This window comes from Streptomyces sp. GB4-14, assembly GCF_022696125.1.
Classification (GTDB): Bacteria; Actinomycetota; Actinomycetes; order Streptomycetales; family Streptomycetaceae; genus Streptomyces; species Streptomyces werraensis.
Map to the genome: position 1 here is coordinate 3,327,985 of NZ_RZHO01000002.1, position 18,639 is coordinate 3,346,623.

An 18,639-nucleotide genomic window follows, 5' to 3' on the forward strand; every position below is an offset into this window, starting at 1 on the left:
TGACGGTGATGTGACGCCCGGTACGTCCGCGACCGCGCCTGCCTGGGCCGACGCGCCGTGAACCTTCGCGGGACCTTTACGCCCCGGGTGCACCTTGCGTCCGGCCCGCGTCGGGCAGCAGCGGCACCAGCCGGTCCCACCGCTCGATCGCGCACCCGTTCGTCCGGTCGTACGCCGCGTCGACGCGGCGGCCCGCCCAGGTGCCGGTGATCCGGGCGGTGGCGGGTCCGCCGTACTGCATGGTGCACACGGCGTCCTCCGGCACCGGCGCGAAGGCGTCCCGCCCCCACCGCGTCCGCCGCTCGACGGCCGCGCAGGCGCCGTCCGGGTCGGGATGCGTCCCGCCGCTCGGCCGGCACCGCACCTCGTACGTCCCGTCCGCCCCGCCGCCCGCGTGCCGGACGGTGACGGTGAGCCGGTCGCCGGCCGGCGCCGCCTCCCCGGCCCGCGCCGGGGAGGGGGACGCGGCGAGCGGGGAGAGGACCGCGACGAGCGCGGCGCCCACGGCGAGGAGCCGCGGCTGCGTGGACGATGAGGAAGGCAACGGAGACAGGGAAGTCATGCCGTGATCAACGCGCCGGAACGCGGGACGTTGCGCCACGACGGCGTGCCGGTCGTCAGGACTTTGCTCTGCGGGCTCCCCGCCTAGTACCGTGGGGGGCGATTGGTGACACCCCACACGGTTGTGTCATCATCGGCACGCACCACCCACTCGCGCCCGCGCGCAGCAGGTTGTGCATGGAGGCGTCGCCTAGTCCGGTCTATGGCGCCGCACTGCTAATGCGGTTTGGGCCTTAAAGCCCATCGAGGGTTCAAATCCCTCCGCCTCCGCCCCGATCACGAAGCCCCGGCCCCAGCGGCCGGGGCTTCGTCGTTCCCTCGCCGTTCGTGCCCGATAGCGCGTTTTCGCAGGTCACAAGGGGTAGGGCAATCGGATTTCACATGGCGGCGGCAGTCATGTAATGTTCTTCCTGTCGCCGCGAGCGGGCCGAAAGGGCCGGGAGCGGCGAGACAAATGAAGAGACAAGCACTCGTAGCTTAACGGATAGAGCATCTGACTACGGATCAGAAGGTTGCAGGTTCGAATCCTGCCGAGTGCACACAGGTGAGAGGCCCCGGAGAGATCCGGGGCCTCTTGCGTTGCCGGGGCGTACAGCAGCGCAGTACGGCAACCGCGTCCGCCGCTGCCGCCCATGACGTCGGGCAGTTTGCCGATCGCGGCCCGGACTGACGGGCCGCCTGAGGCGGATCGCGTCAGGCGTGCAGGACGACCTTTCCGGCGACGGTGCCGGACTCGGCCAGCCGCATCGCCTCGGCGGCCCCGGTGAGGGGCAGTTCGGCGGCGATGTGGGCGGTGATGTCACCGCGCCCGAGGGCTTCGAAGACCTCGGTGAGGTCGGTGCGCAGCCGGGCGCGGAAACGGCTGCGGTTCAGGGCTCGGCCGGCCCAGACGTTGAAGAAGTAGGCGCGGCGGCGGTTGGGCAGGGCGTTCCACAGCCAGACCCGACCGAGGAGCTTGAGGACGGGCCACTGCTTGGAGCCCTCGTCGTCGCGGGTGGAGGCGCTGCCGTAGGAGACGAGGGTGCCGCCGGGCGCGAGCAGGCGCCAGGAGTCGATGATGCCGCGGCCGCCGACGTGATCGAAGACGGCGTTCACGCCGCGCGGGGCGAGCTCGCGGACGCGAGCGGGGATGTCCTCGCCGCGGTAGTCGATCGGGCTCACCCCCCGCTCCCGCAGGGCGGCGTGGTGGCGCACGGACGCGGTGCCGATCACCTTCGCTCCCGCGGCCTGCGCGAGCTGGACGAGGACGGAGCCGACGCCGCCGTTGGCGCCGTGCACCAGGACGGTCTGCCCCGCGCGGACGCGGGCCTTGCGGTGCAGCATCTGCCATGCCGTGATGCCGTTGATCACCACGGTCTCGGCCTCCGCCGCACTGATCCCCTCCGGGACCGGCACGACATCGGCGGCGTCGACGACCACGTGGCTGGCCCAGCCGCCGACCTTCAGCAGTACGGCCACCCGGCTGCCGACCAGCGCGGGATCGACACCGTCGCCGGCCTCCGAAACCGTGCCGACCAGGTCGTAGCCGGGGACGAAGGGGAAGGGCGGCTGGTCGTAGTAACGGCCGCGGCGCATCTGCTGCTCGGCGAAGGAGACACCGGTCGCCTCCATGCGGATGACCACCTGTCCGGGACCGGCGTTGGGGACGGCGCCCCGCCGCACCTGCAGTCCCTCCGGTTCGACCTTGCCCGGCAGTACGACCTCGATCATTTCTGCGGCGTTCATGGCGACCTCCATCGACTCCATCGACTGCGTTATCGGCTAGTGCGTTAGTTAGAAGCTATAACTCGCCACAGTGACAGTCAAGCACGTTCGTAATAGGGTCTAACTCCGAGCGTGCGGGAAGCCCGCTCACCCGGACCACGGAAGCCGGCGAACACGACAGGGAAGGGATCAGCACATGGCCATCGCGGGCAAGGACACCCCACGTGAGCGCTACCGCGCCCAGCTACGGGCCGAGATCAAGCAGCATGCCTGGGAACAGATCGCCGCCGCCGGAGCGCCCGGGTTGTCCCTGAACGCCATCGCCAAACAGATGGGCATGAGCGGCCCCGCGCTCTACCGGTACTTCGCCGGCCGCGACGAGCTGATCACCGAACTGATCCGCGACGCCTACCGCAGCCTCGCCGACACCATCCGTGCCACCGCCGACTCCGGCGCGGACCTGGCCGGGCTGGGACACGCCCTGCGTGCCTGGGCCCTGGACGACCCCCAGCGCTACTTCCTCATCTACGGCACACCGGTACCCGGCTACCACGCCCCCGACGACATCACCACGATCGCCTCCGAGATCATGGGCGCGCTCCTCGACGCCGCCCAGCTTGGCGACACCCCCGCCGACACCCCGGACGACTCCCGCTTGGAGGCCCACCTCGCCGAGCACCGCGAGTGGGCGGCCGGCCACCCCGCGCCCCCCTCCGCCGTGCGCCGCGCCCTGCTTTTCTGGACCCGCCTGCACGGCGTGCTGTCCCTGGAACTGGCAGGCCAGTTCACCGGCATGGGGCTCGACCCGGCCGATCTGTACTTCAGCGAACTGCGCCACCTGACCCGATAGGAAACGCCTGCTGCGCGCGCTGTGCCTGTACCGATCTCCGCTCAGCCACGGACCAGGAGGCCGCTGACATCCACGGCCGACGTCCACGACACCTCACGCCGCCGCCGGAAGCTGACCGTGACCCTGATTGACCGGCCGGGTCACGGTCAGCGACGCTTGCAGTGCGTGACCGCTGGTCAGACGCGGTCCTGGAAGACGATGTACCAGGGGTACGTCCCCACCACGGCGCCGTCGGCCGTCACGGCCTCCAGCGTGTAGAAGTACGTGTCCCCCTTCGTCGCCGTGGCGTCCTCCCACGTCCGGGCGTCCGCCGGGAGCAGTCCGTCGTGCTGGGGCTCGTACGCCTTGGTCGCCGGGTTCCACCGGCTCACGCGGTAGCCGGTGACCGTGGCGCAGCGGGCCGCGTCGGTGCACTGCCAGTCGACGGACGGACGAGTGGCCGTCCGGTTGTGGCCCAGGCTGCCGAGGCTCCAGTCCCGGGTGACGGTCACGGACGGCCGGACGTCGAGCTCGGTGGCCTCCACCACGGTGACCTTCGGGTCGCTCGGGTGCAGCGTGTTGCCCCAGTGGTCCTTGGCGACCACCGCGTACACGTGCGTCTCGCCGTCCGGCAGGTTGCCGCAGAGGATCGCGAGCCAGTTGCCCGTGCCGTCCCAGCACGCGTCGGGACCGAGCCACTTGACCGTGGAGTCGCCCTGCCGGACGCCCTTCCACACCACGTACTCGTCGATGTCGTCCTCGGGCGAGGCGGCCCAGCTCACCAGCATGCCGTCGTTGCGCGGGGTGACCTTCACGCCGGTGACCGGGCCGGGCGCCACGGTGTCGCCCGTGCGGACGGCGAGCTGCGCGGAGTACGCCGACTCGTTGCCGTACGGGTCCACCGCCGTGACGGCGTACGTCACGTACGTGTTCACGGGCATGTCCACGTCGTAGCAGTTGCCGCCGTTGCTCGCCTCGTCGCTCTCCTCCGCGACGCAGGTCACCCGGGTGCGGGCGGTCGGGTCGAACGTCGTGCCGGGCGAGCGGTACACGCGGTAGTGCCCGCCGTTGTCCCAGTCCTCGTAGAAACCGTCGGGCTGGCTCCAGTGCACGTCGGTGTGGCCGGGCCGGGCGACGGCGGTGACGCCGGTCGGGGACTTCGGTGGCATCCGGTCGATGCCGTCGCTGGTGACCGTCGCGTACGCCCCCGGGTTGCCGGCCGCGTCGAGGGCCCGGACCCGGTAGTACGTGTGCGTGTTCACGCCGCCGCTGGTCCGGTACGACGTCGTGGTCGTCGTACCGCGCAGCTCGAACGGTCCGGCCGCCGCGGACGAGGCGTACACCTCGTACTTCGCCGTGTCGGCGGCCCGCTGCCAGTTCAGGGTGTCCCACCACCCGTCGCCGGTGGCGACCGTGAGTCCGGTGGGGGCCGCCGGCCCGGTGCGGTCGACGGTCGTCGCCGTCACGTCCGGGCTGCCGGTGGACTCGCGGCCTGCCTTGTCGACGGCGCGGACCTCGTACAGGAAGGTCTGGCCGGTGGCGGGCGGAGTGTCGACGAAGGACCGGGTGGTCAGCAGGGACGTCCCGCTGACCTTGGCCCAACCGGTGGCGCTCAGCCGGCGGTACACGCGGTACCCGGCGAGGTCCATCTCCTTGTTGGCGGCCCAGCGCAGGGTGGTCCTGGCCGTCACCCGGTCGTACGTGGCGGTGAGGCCGGTCGGGGCGAGCGGCTTGACCTTGTCGACGGCGGCCTCGGTGCGCGGGGTGTACGTGAAGACGGCGCCTGCGAAGCCCGTCCATGCGACGTAGTCCACGCGGAGCGTGTGCCTGCCGGCCGGGATGGTCAGGTCGACGGTCCTGCGGGCGGTGGTGGAGACGTTCTTCCACAGGTCGATCTTGCGCACACCGTCGACGTAGACGCGCATGCCGTCCTGGGTGGCGGCGGAGAGCCGGAAGGGGCCGCCGGAGCCGAAGTCCCGGGTGAGGGACCAGCGGACGGAGAAGTTGTCCTTGGGCAGCGTCACGCCGGCCGGGTCGCCGTACCCGTAGTTCTCCTTGATGGCGGTGTCGCAGGCGGTGAGCTTCGGCGTGCCGCTGAAGGTGGAGTTGCCGAAGTACTGCGCCCTCCAGAGGGGAGAGGCGCAGGTGACCGCCGCGGAGGCGGGGGCGGCGTTGATCAGGCCGCCGGTGGTGGCGAACGCCGCCGCCGCGGCCAGCGCGGACAGCCGGGTACGAGTCATCACAGGGAGTGGGCCCCTTCTGGACCAGGGGAAAGCATGAGGGACGGGCAACGCCTGTGTGACTCATGAGGTGGGGACAGGGTTGCCCCGCCCGCTCACCATGACATGCCGGACGGCGACGGACAGGGCGGCCGAGGCCCGCGACGCCGGGATCAGGGGCGCACGGCGGCGGGGGACTCCTCGTCCGGGAGCCGCGTCACCGCCAGGGCCGCCGCGTCGTCCTCGAGTTCGCCGGTGTGGCGGAACAGGGCGGCCAGCATGGCATCCAGCACCGCCCCGGGGTCCGGGGGCAGAGGGCGGGTGAGCGGGGGGACGGGGTCGAAGAAGGCGCCGGCGCGGTCGCGGGCCTCGATGATGCCGTCGGTGAACAGCACCAGCGTGGCGCCCGGAGGCAGGTCGTAGTGGTCCACCGGGACGGCCTGCCCGGCCAGGTCGCCCAGGCCCAGCGGCAGCGACGGCTCCTTCGGCTCCAGCGCCGTCACCCCGCCCTCGTGGACCAGCAACGGCGCCGGGTGCCCCCGGTTCGCCACGCGGAGCGTGGACCGGTCGGGGAGGATCTCGACGAAGACGGCGGTGACGAAGTCCTCGAAGGGCGGGTCCTCCTCGCGGCCTTTCAGGTCCTGCACCTGGATCTCCGCGGCCTCGACGACCGACGGCAGGTCCGGCACCTGCAGGGCCGCCGCGTGGAAGACGCCCAGCAGGGTGTTGACCAGGGTGACCGCCTGGGTGCCCTTGCCGCGGACGTCCCCGATCACCAGGCGCAGCCCGTGGGGCGTCTCGTGCACCCCGTACAGGTCGCCGCCGATCAGGGCCTCCTCCTGGGCGGCCTGGTACCGGCCGGCCAGGCCCAGCCCGCGGACCCGCCCGGGCACGGTGGGCAGCATCGCGCGCTGGACGGCTTCCGCCACCTCGCGTGACGTGCGCAGCTGCTCCCGTTCGCGGGCGAACATCCGGTTGAGGAAGGCCGCGACGACCGTCAGGGTGATGAGCGTCGTGAAGCCGATGACGTTCGCCCTGGTGAGCACGTCCTGGTTCTCGCGGAGGGACAGGAGCCAGCCGGTCAGGCAGGCCACCGCGCCGCTCGTGACCGTCCAGGTCAGGGAGTACATCGGCGCCGCGATCAACGACACGGTCGCCAGCAGCGGGAAGGTGTTGAACGGAGGCCAGGCGAGGTCGATCAGGACCGCGACGACCAGCGCGGTGGCCGGCAGGGCACGGGACAGGGCGACCCTCCTCGGGCGCCTTCCACGCTGGTATCGCTGCATCCGCACGGCCCCCGGTCGTCGCCGTACCGTTCCGCGCCCCAGTGTTCGGCATGCCCTCCCGCGCGGCCACCGGACGGGGCCCGTTCGCGGACCGCCTGGCGCGTGCCGCTCAGGCCGCGGGCGGGATGTTCTGGTTGGCGTGGAAGAAGTTGTCCGGGTCGTAGGTGTGTTTGACGGCGCTGAGGCGTGCGTAGTTGTCGCGGTAGGTGGCGCGGACGCTGTCGGCGTCGCCGGACTCGCCGAGGAAGTTGACGTAGGCGCCGCCCATGGAGTGCGGGTGGAGCGCCGTCGAGTAGTCGACGCACCACCTGCGGATCAGGTCGGCGTTGGCCGGGTCGGGGTCGATGCCCGCGATGACGCCGGACCAGGTCGCGTCCCGGTAGGCCCAGGCCGTCTCGCCCGGGGCGACGTCATGGGCCGCCCCGTCCACCGGGTACAGGTGCATGGTCGACAGGCCGGTCGGCAGCTCCCGCCCGAACCGCTCGTGCACCGCGAGGGCCTCGTCGGTGACCGTGTCGAAGAAGTCGCCGCGCCAGTACCACTGGAGCCCCTTGGGGACGAGGTCGTCGAACATCGTCTGGAGCATCGGGTACGGCATCGGCGTGGCGAAGTGGAAGGCCGGCGGGGCCGGGTCGTCGACCACGGACAGCACGTCGTCCAGGCGTCCGCCCTCCAGGTCGCCGGTGTAGCACCAGATCACGGCGCACACCTTCCGCCCGTGGAGCGGCTCGGGGAAGGGCGGGGCGGGCGGGACGGTCATGACGGCGAAGAAGCCGTTGAGGTCCTCGGGCGCCGCGGGCAGGAACTCCCGGTACCAGCGCAGCACGTCCTGGATCTGCTCGACCGGCCAGACGGTGGCCGCCACGCCGACCGTGTGCACCGGGTGCAGCCGGAAGGTGAAGGACGTGACCACGCCGAAGTTGCCGCCGCCGCCCCGCAGGGCCCACAGCAGGTCCGGGTGTTCCTTCTCGGTGGTGGTGACGACGCTGCCGTCGGCCAGGACCACGTCCGCGGCGACCAGGCTGTCGATCGTCAGACCGTACTTGCGGGTGAGGTGGCCGTGGCCGCCGCCCAGCGTGAGACCGCCCACGCCGGTGGTGGAGTTGATGCCGGCGGGCACGCCGAGCCCGAAGGTGTGCGTCTCGTGGTCCAGGTCGCCGAGCTGGCTGCCCCCGCCCACCTGGGCCGTCCTGTTCACCGGGTCGACCCGCACCCAGCGCATCGGGGACAGGTCGAGGGTGAGCCCGCCGTCGACCAGACACAGGCCGGGGCCGCTGTGCCCGCCTCCGCGCACGGCGAGCTCGACGCCCGTCTGCCGGGCGAAGGCGATCGTCGTGCGCACGTCCGCGGCGCCCGTGCAGCGCGCGACGGCGGCGGGACGGCGGTCGATCATGGCGTTGTAGAGGGAGCGGGCCTCGTCGTACTCGGCGTCCTGCGGCGTCACGAGGGGGCCTCGCAGGGCCTCGCGCAGATTGTCCAGTGCGGTTGCGTCCATGCCGCTCATATGCGGACACCCCTTGGAGCAGTGCGGAACCGGATGCGGGCCCGCGGGCGGACGCACCGGCGTCGCGCGCCTCGGAGGCGTCCGGCCGGTGTTCGTCCGGGGTCCTGGGCAGCGGTCCCCGGGTGTCCCGGGGAGCACCCTGCTCCTTTTAGTGTGACGCCGGTCACATGGGTGCGCGATGTGGGCGCGGGGTCATCGCGGCGGGTCCGGATTCCCGTGCTGGCGCAGGGCGTTGCGCAGGTGGTTGGTCAGGGCGGTGGCCGCCGCCGTGAGGAAGATGAAGCTGTAGAGGATCTGCAGGATCGCGACCAGGCGCGCGGACTGTCCGCGGGGGGTGATGTCGCCGTACCCGACGGTCGCGAGCGTGACCATCGTGAAGTAGAGGGCGTCCAGGCGCGTGGCGATGCCGTCCAGTTCGCCGGGGCGCTGGGCGAGCCCCTGGTAGGCGGTCGCGAAGACCAGCACGGACAGGCACATCAGCGGCGGGATCACCAGCCCCGGACGGACGCCCGGCACGTTCAGCAGGACCCGGGCGACCTGGATCAGCAGCAGGACGGCGATCAGCGTGAGGACCGCCCCGAAGAGCACCCAGCTCAGCACCGGCCGGCGCGGCCCCAGCCGGTCCAGCGGCAGCAGGAAGTACGCGGTGACCATCGCGGTCAGCCCGGCCGCCTGGATCACCCAGGGCCAGGCACCGGACCGGCCGGCGGGCGCGCGCTCTACGCCGGGGACCCGCGGCGGGGTGCGCACAGGGCCCAGATGATGAAGCCGTCGACGACGATGAGGACGATCGACCACACCGGCTGGTAGGGCAGCCACACGAAGTGGGCGATCATGCTCAGCCCGGCCAGGCCGACGCCCACGGCACGGGCCCAGGTCGCCCCCTTGAACAAGGCCAGGCCAGCGGCGGCCACCAGGGCGCCGAGGATCAGATGCACCCAGCCCCAGCCGGTCAGGCTGAACTCGTACGTGAAGTTGGGTGTGGCGACGAAGACGTCGTCCCGGGCGATGGCGGCGATGCCCTCGAAGATCGCCATGACGCCGCCGAACACCATCAGGAACGCGGCGGCGACCGTCCAGCTCGCCGCCCAGGGGCTCTCGGCCTCCCGGCCCGCCCCGCGAAAGCCCGTACCGCTGACATTGCTGGTCATGTTTCCCGACCTTCCGGATGTCCCCGAGCGGTTCGATTCCCTTCAGACTGGCACCGCGGGCCCCGCCCGGCACTTCGGCGGGTGAGTCCGGGTCAGCTCCCGTACGGCTTCCTGTGCGGGTCATCTCTTGCGGCGGCTCTCCTCGCGGAAGGCGTCGGCGAGCGCGGTGGCCCGCCGGAACCAGTCGTTCAGTACGGCCAGCTCCTCGGGGGAGTAGTCCGCGAACAGCTCGGTGAGGCGGGCGTAGTAGGGCTCGTAGAGCCGGCGGGCCATGGCCACCGCGTCGGGCACGGCGGCCACGCGGACGCGGCGGCGGTCGGCGGGGTCGGGGCGGCGGGTGATGAAGCCGGCCCGTTCCAGGCGGTTGAGGACGCCCGTCATCGCGCCGGTGGTGACATGGACGCGCTCCGCGAGCTCACCGGCGGTGAGCAGGTCGTCCCCCGCCTCCAGGACGAAGCCGAAGCAGGTCACGTCGGTCACGTTCAGGCCCATGACCTGGGCCATCTCCTGCTGGCCGATCAGATGGGTCGCGATCAGTCGGTCCATCGCCCACATCGCCTCCTGCTGCGTGGCGGGCGGGCGCGGATTGGCGTGCATGACGAGGCTTCCCATTTCTCTTAGCTTGTGAGAGGTTTCTGTTGTAAATTCCTTAGGACGTGAGACATCTGGAGGACGTCCGTCGTCCGGAGGAACGCCGACGCCGCGGAAGGGCAGACATGAGCGCGCACCCATATGACCACGGGCACACGGTCGCCGGCTGGACCGGCTGCGGGATCGCTCTGGCCGGAACGGCCCTCCTGGGCGCGGGCGTCTGCACCGTCTCGGGGCCGCTGCTCGCCGCCGGAGCGGCGGTCGACGTGCTCGCCCTGCTCGTCACCTGGGTCCTGCACCTCGCCGGATGGGGCAAGCCGTCGGGGCCCCGGCCGCGGGAGGAGTGGAGCTGGCGGGTGCGGGACAGCGGGGCTCGCGCGGGGCACGCGGAGTGCCTGGGCTGCCGGTGGGCGGGGCGGAGGGGCGGGACGGCCGAGGTGCCGGCGCCCGTGACCGTGACCGCGCCCGTGACCGTGACCGCGCCCGTGACCGCGCCGGGCGAGCGGGCGGCCGAGGCCGACGCGGTGGGCGCCGGGGGCTGAGCCGGTGGCCGCCCCGCTGGGGAGCGGCCCGTTGTCAGTGGTCCCCTCTACTCTCGGCCGGGATGGCACAGGCATGGCGGTGCGCGGGGCTGAGCTGGACGGCGGGCGGTCCCGTGCTGATCTGGGACGGGGGCCGGCGCTCGGCGCTGACCTGGGGGAAGACGGTGGCCTTCGGGGTCACGGAGGGGGGAGCGCGGACCTGTGTGGGAGCACGGGGGAACACATGTCCGCCGGCCGCGCGGGTGTCCGCGCGGAGCACCGGGCCGCGCTGCGAGGAGTGCGCCCGCCTGGACCGGGCGCACTCGGTGGCCGCCGACACGCTCGCCGACGACCCGCGGCCGTACCGGGTCTACCTGGCGTGGTTCGGGCCCGGGATGACCAAGGTCGGGATCACCGCCGAGCGGCGGGGGCCGGCCCGGCTGCTGGAGCAGGGCGCCATCTGCTTCAGCTGGCTGGGCACGGGACCGCTGATGGCGGCGCGCCGCACCGAGGAGCTGCTGCGTGCCGCCCTGCGCGTGCCGGACCGCATCCCCTACGCCGCCAAGCGGGCGGCGCGGGCGGCGCTCCCGGCGACCGCGGAGGAGCGGGCCGCCGAGATCGCCGGGCTGCACGCGCGGGCGCTGGCCCTCACCGGCTGGCCGGAGTCGCTCGACCCCGCCCCCTGCCGTCCGGTCGACCATGTGGAGGCGTTCGGGCTGGCGCAGGCGCCGGCGCCGGTGGGCGCGGTGGGGGAGCTGACCGCCGGCGGCACGGTGAGCGGGGAGCTGGTGGCTGCCGCCGGTCCGGATCTGCACCTGGCGACGGACCGGGGCGTCCTCGTGCTGGACACCCGCCTGCTGCCCGGCTGGGAGCTGGTCCCGGCAGGGGGACGCGGGGTCGAGGTGCCCGTGCGGGCGCTGAAGGAGCGGCCGACCGCGCAGGACGGGCTGTTCTGAGCAGCGGGGAGGGAGGGCGGGTGCTGGACCGTCCACGCCTCCGCGGGTGATCGTGTCCGGCATGAGCGCCCACCCTCCGACCCCGCCCGCCACCCCCGACGAGCCCCCCGCGACCGCCGGGACCGCCGGGGCCGACGGAACCACCGAAACCGCCGAGGTCCGCCGCTTCTGGCAGCACCTCGGCCTGCCCGGCCTCGTCGATGTGCACACGCACTTCATGCCCGAGCGCGTCCTCCACAAGGTGTGGGCGTACTTCGACGGCCTCGGCCCGCTCACCGGCGGTATCGAGTGGCCGATCACGTACCGCGAGGAGGAGGCCGAACGGGTCGCGCTGCTGCGGGCGTTCGGCGTGCGCGCCTTCACGGCGATGCTGTATCCGCACAAGCCGGGCATGGCTCACCGGCTCAACGACTGGGCGGCCGGCTTCGCCCGCCGCACCCCCGACTGCCTGCACACCTCCACCCTCTTCCCCGAGCCCGGCGCCGCCGCCTACGTCCGCGAGGCCGTCGAGCACGGGACGCGCGTCTTCAAGGCGCACGTCCAGGTCGGCGGGTACGACCCCTCCGACGAGGCGCTCGACGCCTGCTGGGGGCTGCTCGCCGAGGCGGGCACACCGGTCGTGGTCCACTGCGGGTCGGGCCCCGCCCCCGGCAAGCACACCGGCCCCGAACCGGTCGCCCGCGTGCTCGCCCGCCACCCTCGGCTGCGGCTGATCGTCGCCCACATGGGCATGCCCGAGTACGAGGACTTCCTCGGCCTGGCCGAGCGGTACCCGGAGGTCCGTCTCGACACCACCATGGCGTTCACCGGCTTCAGTGAGCGGATGGCGCCGTTCCCCAGGCGGGCGCTCCCCCGCCTGACCGCCCTCGGCGACCGTGTCCTGCTCGGCACCGACTTCCCCAACATCCCCTACAGGTACGCCCATCAGCTCGAGGCCCTCGCGGGTCTCGGACTCGGCGACGACTGGCTGCGGGCGGTCTGCCACGACAACGCGGCCCGGCTGTTCGGCCTCACCGACCCACCGGAGCCGCCCGCCTGAGAAACACCTGTGGGTTTCTCAGGGAAAACACAGACAGACGCAAGGGTGCTCTCAGGGGACGCCCCGATCGTGTCCGGTATGACCACGATCTCGCCCCAGGGGCGCACCGAACTGCTGAGGCCGGACGGGAGCTCCGTCCGGGTGCTGGTGGTGGACGACGAGCAGTCGATCACCGAACTGCTCTCCATGGCCCTGCGCTACGAGGGCTGGCAGATCCGCAGCACGGCCGACGGCCGGAACGCCCTGCGCGCGGCCCGTGAGTTCCGGCCCGACGCCGTCGTCCTGGACATGATGCTGCCCGACATGGACGGGCTCACCGTCCTCGGCCGGCTGCGCCGTGAACTCCCGGACGTGCCCGTGCTGTTCCTCACCGCGAAGGACGCCGTCGAGGACCGGATCGCCGGGCTGACCGCGGGCGGCGACGACTACGTGACCAAGCCGTTCAGCCTGGAGGAGGTCGTCGCGCGGCTGCGCGGGCTGATCCGCCGCTCCTACGCGGCCGACCGCCGCTCCGACGCCCTGCTGGTGGTCGGCGACCTCACCCTGGACGAGGACAGCCACGAGGTGACCCGAGGCGGGCAGAGCATCCATCTGACCGCGACCGAGTTCGAGCTGCTGCGCTTCCTGATGCGCAACCCGCGCCGCGTGCTCAGCAAGGCGCAGATCCTCGACCGCGTCTGGTCCTACGACTTCGGCGGCCAGGCGAACGTCGTCGAGCTGTACATCTCCTACCTGCGCCGGAAGATCGACGCGGGCCGGGAGCCGATGATCCACACCCGGCGCGGCGCCGGTTACCTGCTGAAGCCCGCGGTGTCGTGAGCGGACCGGGACGGCCGCGTCCGCGCACGCTGCGGACGCGGCTCGTCGTCGCGTCCGTCACGCTGATCGCGGTGGTGTGCGCGGTGATCGGCACGGTGACCGCGCTGGCCCTCCGCTCCCATCTGTACGAGCAGCTCGACGGGCAGCTGCGCGAGGCGGCGATGCGGGCGACGGGCGGCCCGGCCGGCGACGGACCGCGTCCCGGACCGCCCTCACACGCCCTCGACTTCGTGACGAGGGGCCCGCAGATGTTCGGCACCGTCGGCGCCACCGTCGTGGACGGCACGGTGACCGACGGGGTGGTCAGCGACTCCCGCGAGGTGAACGGCGTCCGCACGCCCGAGGCCGGCCGCCTCACCGGCGCCCAGCTCGCCGCCCTGGAGGACGTCCCGCGCGACCGGCAGGAGCACACCGCCGAGATCCCCGGCCTCGGCGGCTACCGCGTCGTCTACGAGGAAGGGCCCAACGGCGCCTTCTACGTCGCCGTCCCCACCGCCGACGTGGACGCCACCGTCACCACCCTGATCCTGGTGGAGATCAGCGTCACCGCCGCCGGTCTGGTCGCCGCGTCCCTGGCCGGCGCCGTCATCGTCGGCGTCGCCACCCGCCCGCTGCGCCGGGTCGCGGACACCGCGACCCGCGTCGCCGAACTCCCCCTCCACCGAGGCGAGGTGACGCTGAAGGAGCGCGTGCCGGAGTCCGAGTGTGATCCGCACACCGAGGTCGGCCGGGTCGGCGCCGCCCTCAACCGGATGCTCGACCACGTCCACGCCGCCCTGCACGCCCGCCAGCTGAGCGAGACCCGGGTACGGCAGTTCGTCGCGGACGCCGGCCATGAACTGCGCACGCCGCTCGCCTCCATCCGCGGGTACGCCGAACTCACCCGGCGCGGCCGGGAGGAGGTCGGCCCCGACACCCGGCACGCGCTGCGCCGGATCGAGTCCGAGGCCGGCCGGATGACCCTGCTCGTGGAGGACCTGCTGCTGCTCGCCCGCCTGGACGCCGGACGGCCCCTGCGGTTCGAGGAGACCGACCTGGTGCCGCTGGTCGTGGACACCGTCAGTGACGCCCGCGCCGCGGGGCCCGGCCACCACTGGCGCCTGGACCTGCCCGACGCGCCCGCGCCGGTGACCGCCGACGCCGCCCGGCTCCAGCAGGTCCTCGTCAACCTGCTCGCCAACGCCCGCACCCACACCCCGCCGGGCACCACCGTCACCGCACGGGTGCGCCACGAGGACTCCTGGCTGCGGGTGGACGTCACCGACGACGGGCCCGGCATCCTGCCCGAGCTGCTCCCGCACGTCTTCGAACGCTTCGCGCGCGGTGACTCGGCCCGCACGCGGGCCACCGGATCCACGGGCCTGGGTCTGGCGATCGTGCGGGCCGTGACGGTCGCGCACGGCGGCTCGGTGACGGTCGACAGCGTGCCCGGCCGGACGGTGTTCACCCTCCGCCTGCCCGCCGCCGCACCGCACTCACAGCGGTGGCACAGCCTCACCACAGAGGTACGACAGGCCAGTTGACCAGGGTCGCGGTCATGCGAACCGATCACTGTCCCGGCACGCTGCCTGCTCGGGAGCACCTTCCGGCCGCCTGGGCCGGCACACCGGTCCTGGACGTCGTCGTCCCCGTGTACAACGAGGAGAAGGACCTCCGGCCCTGCGTCCGACGGCTGCACGAACACCTCACCCGGACCTTCCCGTACGCGTTCCGCATCACGATCGCCGACAACGCCTCCACGGACGGCACCCCGCTCATCGCCGCCGAGCTGGCGCGGCGGATCGAGGAGGTGCGGTCCGTCCGGCTGGAGCGGAAGGGCCGCGGACGGGCGCTGCGGACCGTCTGGTCCGCCTCGGACGCGCCCGTCCTCGCCTACATGGACGTGGACCTGTCCACCGACCTCAACGCCCTGCTGCCGCTCGTCGCCCCGCTGATCTCCGGCCACTCCGACGTCGCCATCGGCTCACGGCTGAGCCGCAGCGCGCGGGTGGTGCGGGGCGCCAAACGGGAGTTCATCAGCCGCAGCTACAACCTGATCCTGCGCGGCTCGCTCCAGGCGCGTTTCTCCGACGCGCAGTGCGGGTTCAAGGCGGTCCGCCGCGACGTGGCGCAGGTGCTGCTGCCGCTGGTGGAGGACAGCGGCTGGTTCTTCGACACGGAGCTGCTGGTGCTCGCCGAACGGGCGGGGCTGCGGATCCACGAGGTGCCGGTCGACTGGGTCGACGACCCCGACTCGACCGTCCACATCGTGCGGACGGCCACGGAGGACCTGAAGGGCGTCTGGCGGGTCGGCAGGGCGCTGGCCACCGGCGCGCTGCCGCTGGACCGTCTCACCCGGCCCTTCGGCGACGACCCGCGCGACCGGACCCTCGCGGACGTGCCGCGCGGACTGGCCCGCCAGCTCGTCGGCTTCTGCGCCGTGGGCGCCCTGTCCACGGTGTTCTACCTGCTCCTCTACAGCGCCTTCCGTTCCGTCACCGGCTCCCAGCTCGCCAACGGGCTCGCCCTGCTCGTGTCGGCGGTCGCCAACACCGCCGCCAACCGCCGGCTCACCTTCCGGGTGCGGGGCCGCGGCGGGATGGTCCGCCACCAGGCGCAGGGCCTGGTCGTCCTCGCCATCGGCCTCGTCCTGACCAGCGGCTCCCTCGCCGCCCTCGGCACGGCGAGCAGTGACCCCGCGCACTCCACGGAACTGGCGGTCCTGGTGGCGGCCAACCTGGCGGCGACGGTCCTGCGGTTCCTGCTGTTCAGAGCCTGGGTCTTCCCGGACCGGGGCCAGGCCCGAGCCGCCGGCGACACGGTGGCCCGGCAGACCGGGGGGACGCCCGCGCCGGCGGCGACGGGGCACGGCGCCATGGCGCACGCGCCCGGGCCTGCGGCGCTTGGCCCGTCGGGGGACTCGTCGGCCCCGCAGACGGCCACCTGGCACGGTGCCGCGTCCGGCGCGCCCGCCTCACCACCGAGGCAGACGGCGTCATGGGCCGCCTCGGCAGCCGGTTCCGCTCCCCGGGCCCCGCGGACGCCCCAGCCCGACAGGCCGGTCACGCCACCACTCGCCCCGGCCCGCCCACCGCTTCCCTCCAGGCCCGCCCCGGAGGCCGACCGCGACCCGAGGACCACCCGATGACCCCCGCGTACGACCCACAGTCCGATGCCGCCGGCGGGACGCCCCTCCCCGCGCCGGCGCCGTACGGCGCGCACACCGGAGCCGGAGCGGCCGCCGACGGCCCCCGGCCCGCACCGCCCGGCGGGCGGGCCGGTGCGGAAGCGGCCGGCTTCGCATCCGCTTGCGGCCCGGCGCCCGGTGTCCCACCGCGCGGCGCGCATGCCGCGCCCGTCTTCGGTGACCAGCCGCCCGCGCCCATCCCGGCGACCGTCACGAGCCCCGCCGACGCGGCCGACGGCGCCTCCGCCACCCCCCGCTGGGCCCGCCCCGCCTTCTTCGCGCTTCTCCTCGCCACCGGCCTGCTCTACCTCTGCAACCTCCACGCTTCCGGCTACGCCAACTCCTTCTACTCCGCGGCCGTGCAGGCGGGCAGCCAGTCCTGGAAGGCCTTCTTCTTCGGGTCGCTCGACGCCGCGAACGCCATCACCGTCGACAAGCCCCCGGCGGCGCTCTGGCCGATGGCCCTCTCCGTGCGCCTGTTCGGGCTCAACTCCTGGGCGATCCTGGTGCCCGAGGTGCTCATGGGCGTCGGCACCGTCGCCGTCGTGCACGCGTCCGTGCGCCGACGTGCCGGACACGGCGCGGCGCTCCTCGCGGGAGCGGTCCTCGCGCTCACGCCGGTCGCGGCGCTGATGTTCCGCTTCAACAACCCGGACGCGCTGCTCGCGTTGCTGCTGGCCGTCGCCTGCCACCTCGTCGTCCGCGCCTTGGAGGACGGCCGGACCAGATGGCTGGTGTGGGCGGGCGTCGCGATCGGCTTCGGGTTCCTCACCAAGACGCTCCAGGCGTTCCTGATCCTCCCGGCGCTGGCCGCGGTCTACGCGGTCTGCGCACCCGTCCGTCCACGCAAGCGGTTCGTGCAGCTCGCGCTCGCGACCGTCGCGCTCGTGGTGTCCGGCGGCTGGTGGGTCGCGGTGGTCGAGCTGTGGCCGGCGTCCTCACGGCCGTACATCGGCGGCTCGCAGAACAACAGCTTCCTGGAGCTGACCTTCGGCTACAACGGCCTGGGCCGGCTCAACGGCGAGGAGACCGGCAGCGTCGGCGGCGGGGGCGGACCGGGCGGCGGCGGAGGCTGGGGCGAGACCGGCTGGAACCGGATGTTCAACGACGACATCGGCGGCCAGATCTCCTGGCTGCTGCCCGCCGCGCTGATCCTGCTGGCCGCCGCCCTGGTCCTGACCCGCAAGGCCGGCAGGACCGACGTCACCCGCGCCGCGTTCCTGGTGTGGGGCGGCTCGCTGCTGACGACCGCCGGCGTCTTCAGCTTCATGGCCGGCATCTTCCACCAGTACTACACGGTGGCCCTGGCCCCCTTTCTGGCGGCCGTGACCGGCATGGGCGCGGCGGCCCTGTGGCACAGGCGACGGGAGACATGGGCCGCCCTCACCCTGGCGGCGGCCGTCACGGCGACGGCGGCCTGGGGACACGTCCTGCTCCACCGCACGCCCGACTACCTGCCGTGGCTGCGGTGGCTCGTCCTGGTGGGCGGGCTGACCGCCGCGCTCGGGCTGGTCTTCGCCGGCCGGGCGGGACGCCGGGTGGTGCTCGCGGCGGCCGCGCTCGGCGTCGCGGCCTCCCTGGCCGGGCCGACGGCGTACACCCTGAGCACCGTGCGGGAGGGACACTCCGGCTCCATCGTCACGGCCGGTCCCGCGTCGACGGGCATGGGAGGCGGCGGCCGTCCCCCGGGCGGCGTCCAGGACGGGGGGCCCGGCGGTGGCGGCACCCCCGGCCAGGGAGGCGGTCCCGGCGGGGGCGGAAGCCCGCAGAACGGCACCCCGCCGAACACGAACGGCACCGACGGCGACGGCGGTTTCCCCGACGGCGGCCCGTCGGGCCAGGAGGGCACCACGGGCGCCCCGGGCCGGGCATCGCGCGGAGGCGCCGGCATGGGCGGACTCCTCGGCGGCACCGACGTCGACGCCGAGGCACGCGAGCTGCTGGAGACCGACGCCGACGACTACACCTGGGCCGCCGCGGCGGTCGGCGCGCAGAACGCCGCGAGCTACCAGCTCGCCACCGGCGAACCGGTCATGGCGGTCGGCGGGTTCAACGGCACCGATCCGTCCCCGACCCTCGCCCAGTTCCAGCGGTACGTGAACGACGGCCGCATCCACTATTTCGTCTCCGGCGGAGGCACGGGCGGTGGCGGCGGCCGAGGCGGAGGAGACGGCACCGGCACCTCCTCGCAGATCACCGCCTGGGTCCAGGCCAACTTCACCCAGGTCACCGCCGGCTCCGCCACCTTCTACGACCTCACCCGCCCCGCGTCCGAAAGCTGACCCCGCCGGCC

Annotated in this window: 16 protein-coding genes and 2 tRNA genes; 10 read left to right on the forward strand and 8 right to left on the reverse strand. The window is 73.3% G+C overall.

From position 1 onward, the window contains the following. Nucleotides 1-76 precede the first annotated feature (76 nt). Nucleotides 77-562: an SSI family serine proteinase inhibitor gene (locus ELQ39_RS16535; protein ID WP_242592494.1), complete on the reverse strand. Its 486-nt coding sequence runs from the start codon at nt 560-562 to the stop codon at nt 77-79. A gap of 178 nt (nt 563-740) precedes the next feature. On the opposite strand from ELQ39_RS16535, the gene ELQ39_RS16540 reads away from it, so the two are divergent. Together ELQ39_RS16540 and ELQ39_RS16545 are read left to right on the forward strand one after the other, a co-directional pair. Beyond that, a tRNA-Ser gene (locus ELQ39_RS16540) sits at nt 741-831 on the forward strand. Nucleotides 832-1,027: 196 nt separating this feature from the next. Continuing rightward, a tRNA-Arg gene (locus ELQ39_RS16545) sits at nt 1,028-1,100 on the forward strand. 154 nt (nt 1,101-1,254) lie between these two features. Here the strand turns inward: ELQ39_RS16545 and ELQ39_RS16550 are convergent. Then, the gene (locus ELQ39_RS16550; RefSeq protein ID WP_242592495.1) at nt 1,255-2,286 is read right to left on the reverse strand and encodes a medium chain dehydrogenase/reductase family protein; all 1,032 of its coding nucleotides are present in this window, start codon (nt 2,284-2,286) and stop codon (nt 1,255-1,257) included. A gap of 175 nt (nt 2,287-2,461) precedes the next feature. On the opposite strand from ELQ39_RS16550, the gene ELQ39_RS16555 reads away from it, so the two are divergent. Beyond that, complete coding sequence (locus tag ELQ39_RS16555; protein WP_242592496.1) at nt 2,462-3,115, forward strand: TetR/AcrR family transcriptional regulator; 654 nt, start codon at nt 2,462-2,464, stop codon at nt 3,113-3,115. Between the two features lie 176 nt (nt 3,116-3,291). On the opposite strand, the gene ELQ39_RS16560 is transcribed toward ELQ39_RS16555, so the two are convergent. From ELQ39_RS16560 to ELQ39_RS16585, 6 genes are all read right to left on the reverse strand, one after another. Further along, a complete protein-coding gene (locus ELQ39_RS16560) occupies nt 3,292-5,334 on the reverse strand; it encodes a PA14 domain-containing protein (RefSeq protein WP_242592497.1) in 2,043 nt (680 codons plus the stop codon). Between the two features lie 152 nt (nt 5,335-5,486). Further along, entirely contained in the window at nt 5,487-6,599 is a 1,113-nt protein-coding gene (locus tag ELQ39_RS16565) for a PP2C family protein-serine/threonine phosphatase (protein WP_242592499.1), read from the reverse strand. Between the two features lie 109 nt (nt 6,600-6,708). Then, the gene (locus tag ELQ39_RS16570) at nt 6,709-8,094 is read right to left on the reverse strand and encodes an FAD-binding oxidoreductase (protein WP_242592501.1); all 1,386 of its coding nucleotides are present in this window, start codon (nt 8,092-8,094) and stop codon (nt 6,709-6,711) included. A 201-nt stretch (nt 8,095-8,295) separates the two neighbouring features. Further along, nucleotides 8,296-8,784, reverse strand: coding sequence for a potassium channel family protein (locus ELQ39_RS16575; protein WP_190004557.1), 489 nt, complete (start codon nt 8,782-8,784; stop codon nt 8,296-8,298). A gap of 38 nt (nt 8,785-8,822) precedes the next feature. Continuing rightward, nucleotides 8,823-9,254, reverse strand: coding sequence for a DUF7144 family membrane protein (locus tag ELQ39_RS16580; RefSeq protein ID WP_190004481.1), 432 nt, complete (start codon nt 9,252-9,254; stop codon nt 8,823-8,825). Between the two features lie 120 nt (nt 9,255-9,374). After that, nucleotides 9,375-9,851, reverse strand: a complete 477-nt coding sequence (locus ELQ39_RS16585) for a MarR family winged helix-turn-helix transcriptional regulator (RefSeq protein WP_242595619.1) — start codon at nt 9,849-9,851, stop codon at nt 9,375-9,377. 119 nt (nt 9,852-9,970) lie between these two features. Here ELQ39_RS16585 and ELQ39_RS16590 point away from each other — a divergent pair, with 119 nt between their 5' ends. From ELQ39_RS16590 to ELQ39_RS16620, 7 genes are all read left to right on the forward strand, one after another. Then, nucleotides 9,971-10,387 carry an HGxxPAAW family protein gene (locus tag ELQ39_RS16590; RefSeq protein ID WP_242592503.1) on the forward strand — a complete coding sequence of 139 codons (417 nt, stop codon included), beginning with the start codon at nt 9,971-9,973 and terminating at the stop codon, nt 10,385-10,387. A 62-nt stretch (nt 10,388-10,449) separates the two neighbouring features. After that, complete coding sequence (locus ELQ39_RS16595) at nt 10,450-11,322, forward strand: DUF2797 domain-containing protein (protein ID WP_225629484.1); 873 nt, start codon at nt 10,450-10,452, stop codon at nt 11,320-11,322. Nucleotides 11,323-11,383: 61 nt separating this feature from the next. Then, nucleotides 11,384-12,361, forward strand: a complete 978-nt coding sequence (locus ELQ39_RS16600; RefSeq protein ID WP_242592505.1) for an amidohydrolase family protein — start codon at nt 11,384-11,386, stop codon at nt 12,359-12,361. 78 nt (nt 12,362-12,439) lie between these two features. After that, complete coding sequence (locus tag ELQ39_RS16605) at nt 12,440-13,180, forward strand: response regulator (RefSeq protein WP_190004484.1); 741 nt, start codon at nt 12,440-12,442, stop codon at nt 13,178-13,180. Beyond that, a complete protein-coding gene (locus tag ELQ39_RS16610) occupies nt 13,177-14,703 on the forward strand; it encodes an ATP-binding protein (protein ID WP_242592507.1) in 1,527 nt (508 codons plus the stop codon). Before ELQ39_RS16605 ends, ELQ39_RS16610 begins: the two co-directional genes overlap by 4 nt. 14 nt (nt 14,704-14,717) lie before the next feature. After that, a complete protein-coding gene (locus ELQ39_RS16615) occupies nt 14,718-16,307 on the forward strand; it encodes a glycosyltransferase (protein WP_242592509.1) in 1,590 nt (529 codons plus the stop codon). Next, nucleotides 16,304-18,628, forward strand: a complete 2,325-nt coding sequence (locus ELQ39_RS16620) for a glycosyltransferase family 39 protein (protein WP_242592511.1) — start codon at nt 16,304-16,306, stop codon at nt 18,626-18,628. The genes ELQ39_RS16615 and ELQ39_RS16620 overlap by 4 nt, the downstream gene beginning before the upstream one ends. Nucleotides 18,629-18,639: the final 11 nt, after the last annotated feature.

What these genes read in the sequence shown, in the direction of transcription:
- ELQ39_RS16535 (WP_242592494.1), bottom strand. Translation starts at nt 562, where the DNA reads ATGACTTCCCTGTCTCCGTTGCCTTCCTCATCGTCCACGCAGCCGCGG.
- ELQ39_RS16550 (WP_242592495.1), bottom strand. Translation starts at nt 2,286, where the DNA reads ATGAACGCCGCAGAAATGATCGAGGTCGTACTGCCGGGCAAGGTCGAA.
- ELQ39_RS16555 (WP_242592496.1), top strand. Translation starts at nt 2,462, where the DNA reads ATGGCCATCGCGGGCAAGGACACCCCACGTGAGCGCTACCGCGCCCAG.
- ELQ39_RS16560 (WP_242592497.1), bottom strand. Translation starts at nt 5,334, where the DNA reads ATGACTCGTACCCGGCTGTCCGCGCTGGCCGCGGCGGCGGCGTTCGCC.
- ELQ39_RS16565 (WP_242592499.1), bottom strand. Translation starts at nt 6,599, where the DNA reads ATGCAGCGATACCAGCGTGGAAGGCGCCCGAGGAGGGTCGCCCTGTCC.
- ELQ39_RS16570 (WP_242592501.1), bottom strand. Translation starts at nt 8,094, where the DNA reads ATGGACGCAACCGCACTGGACAATCTGCGCGAGGCCCTGCGAGGCCCC.
- ELQ39_RS16580 (WP_190004481.1), bottom strand. Translation starts at nt 9,254, where the DNA reads ATGACCAGCAATGTCAGCGGTACGGGCTTTCGCGGGGCGGGCCGGGAG.
- ELQ39_RS16585 (WP_242595619.1), bottom strand. Translation starts at nt 9,851, where the DNA reads ATGCACGCCAATCCGCGCCCGCCCGCCACGCAGCAGGAGGCGATGTGG.
- ELQ39_RS16590 (WP_242592503.1), top strand. Translation starts at nt 9,971, where the DNA reads ATGAGCGCGCACCCATATGACCACGGGCACACGGTCGCCGGCTGGACC.
- ELQ39_RS16595 (WP_225629484.1), top strand. Translation starts at nt 10,450, where the DNA reads ATGGCACAGGCATGGCGGTGCGCGGGGCTGAGCTGGACGGCGGGCGGT.
- ELQ39_RS16600 (WP_242592505.1), top strand. Translation starts at nt 11,384, where the DNA reads ATGAGCGCCCACCCTCCGACCCCGCCCGCCACCCCCGACGAGCCCCCC.
- ELQ39_RS16605 (WP_190004484.1), top strand. Translation starts at nt 12,440, where the DNA reads ATGACCACGATCTCGCCCCAGGGGCGCACCGAACTGCTGAGGCCGGAC.
- ELQ39_RS16615 (WP_242592509.1), top strand. Translation starts at nt 14,718, where the DNA reads ATGCGAACCGATCACTGTCCCGGCACGCTGCCTGCTCGGGAGCACCTT.
- ELQ39_RS16620 (WP_242592511.1), top strand. Translation starts at nt 16,304, where the DNA reads ATGACCCCCGCGTACGACCCACAGTCCGATGCCGCCGGCGGGACGCCC.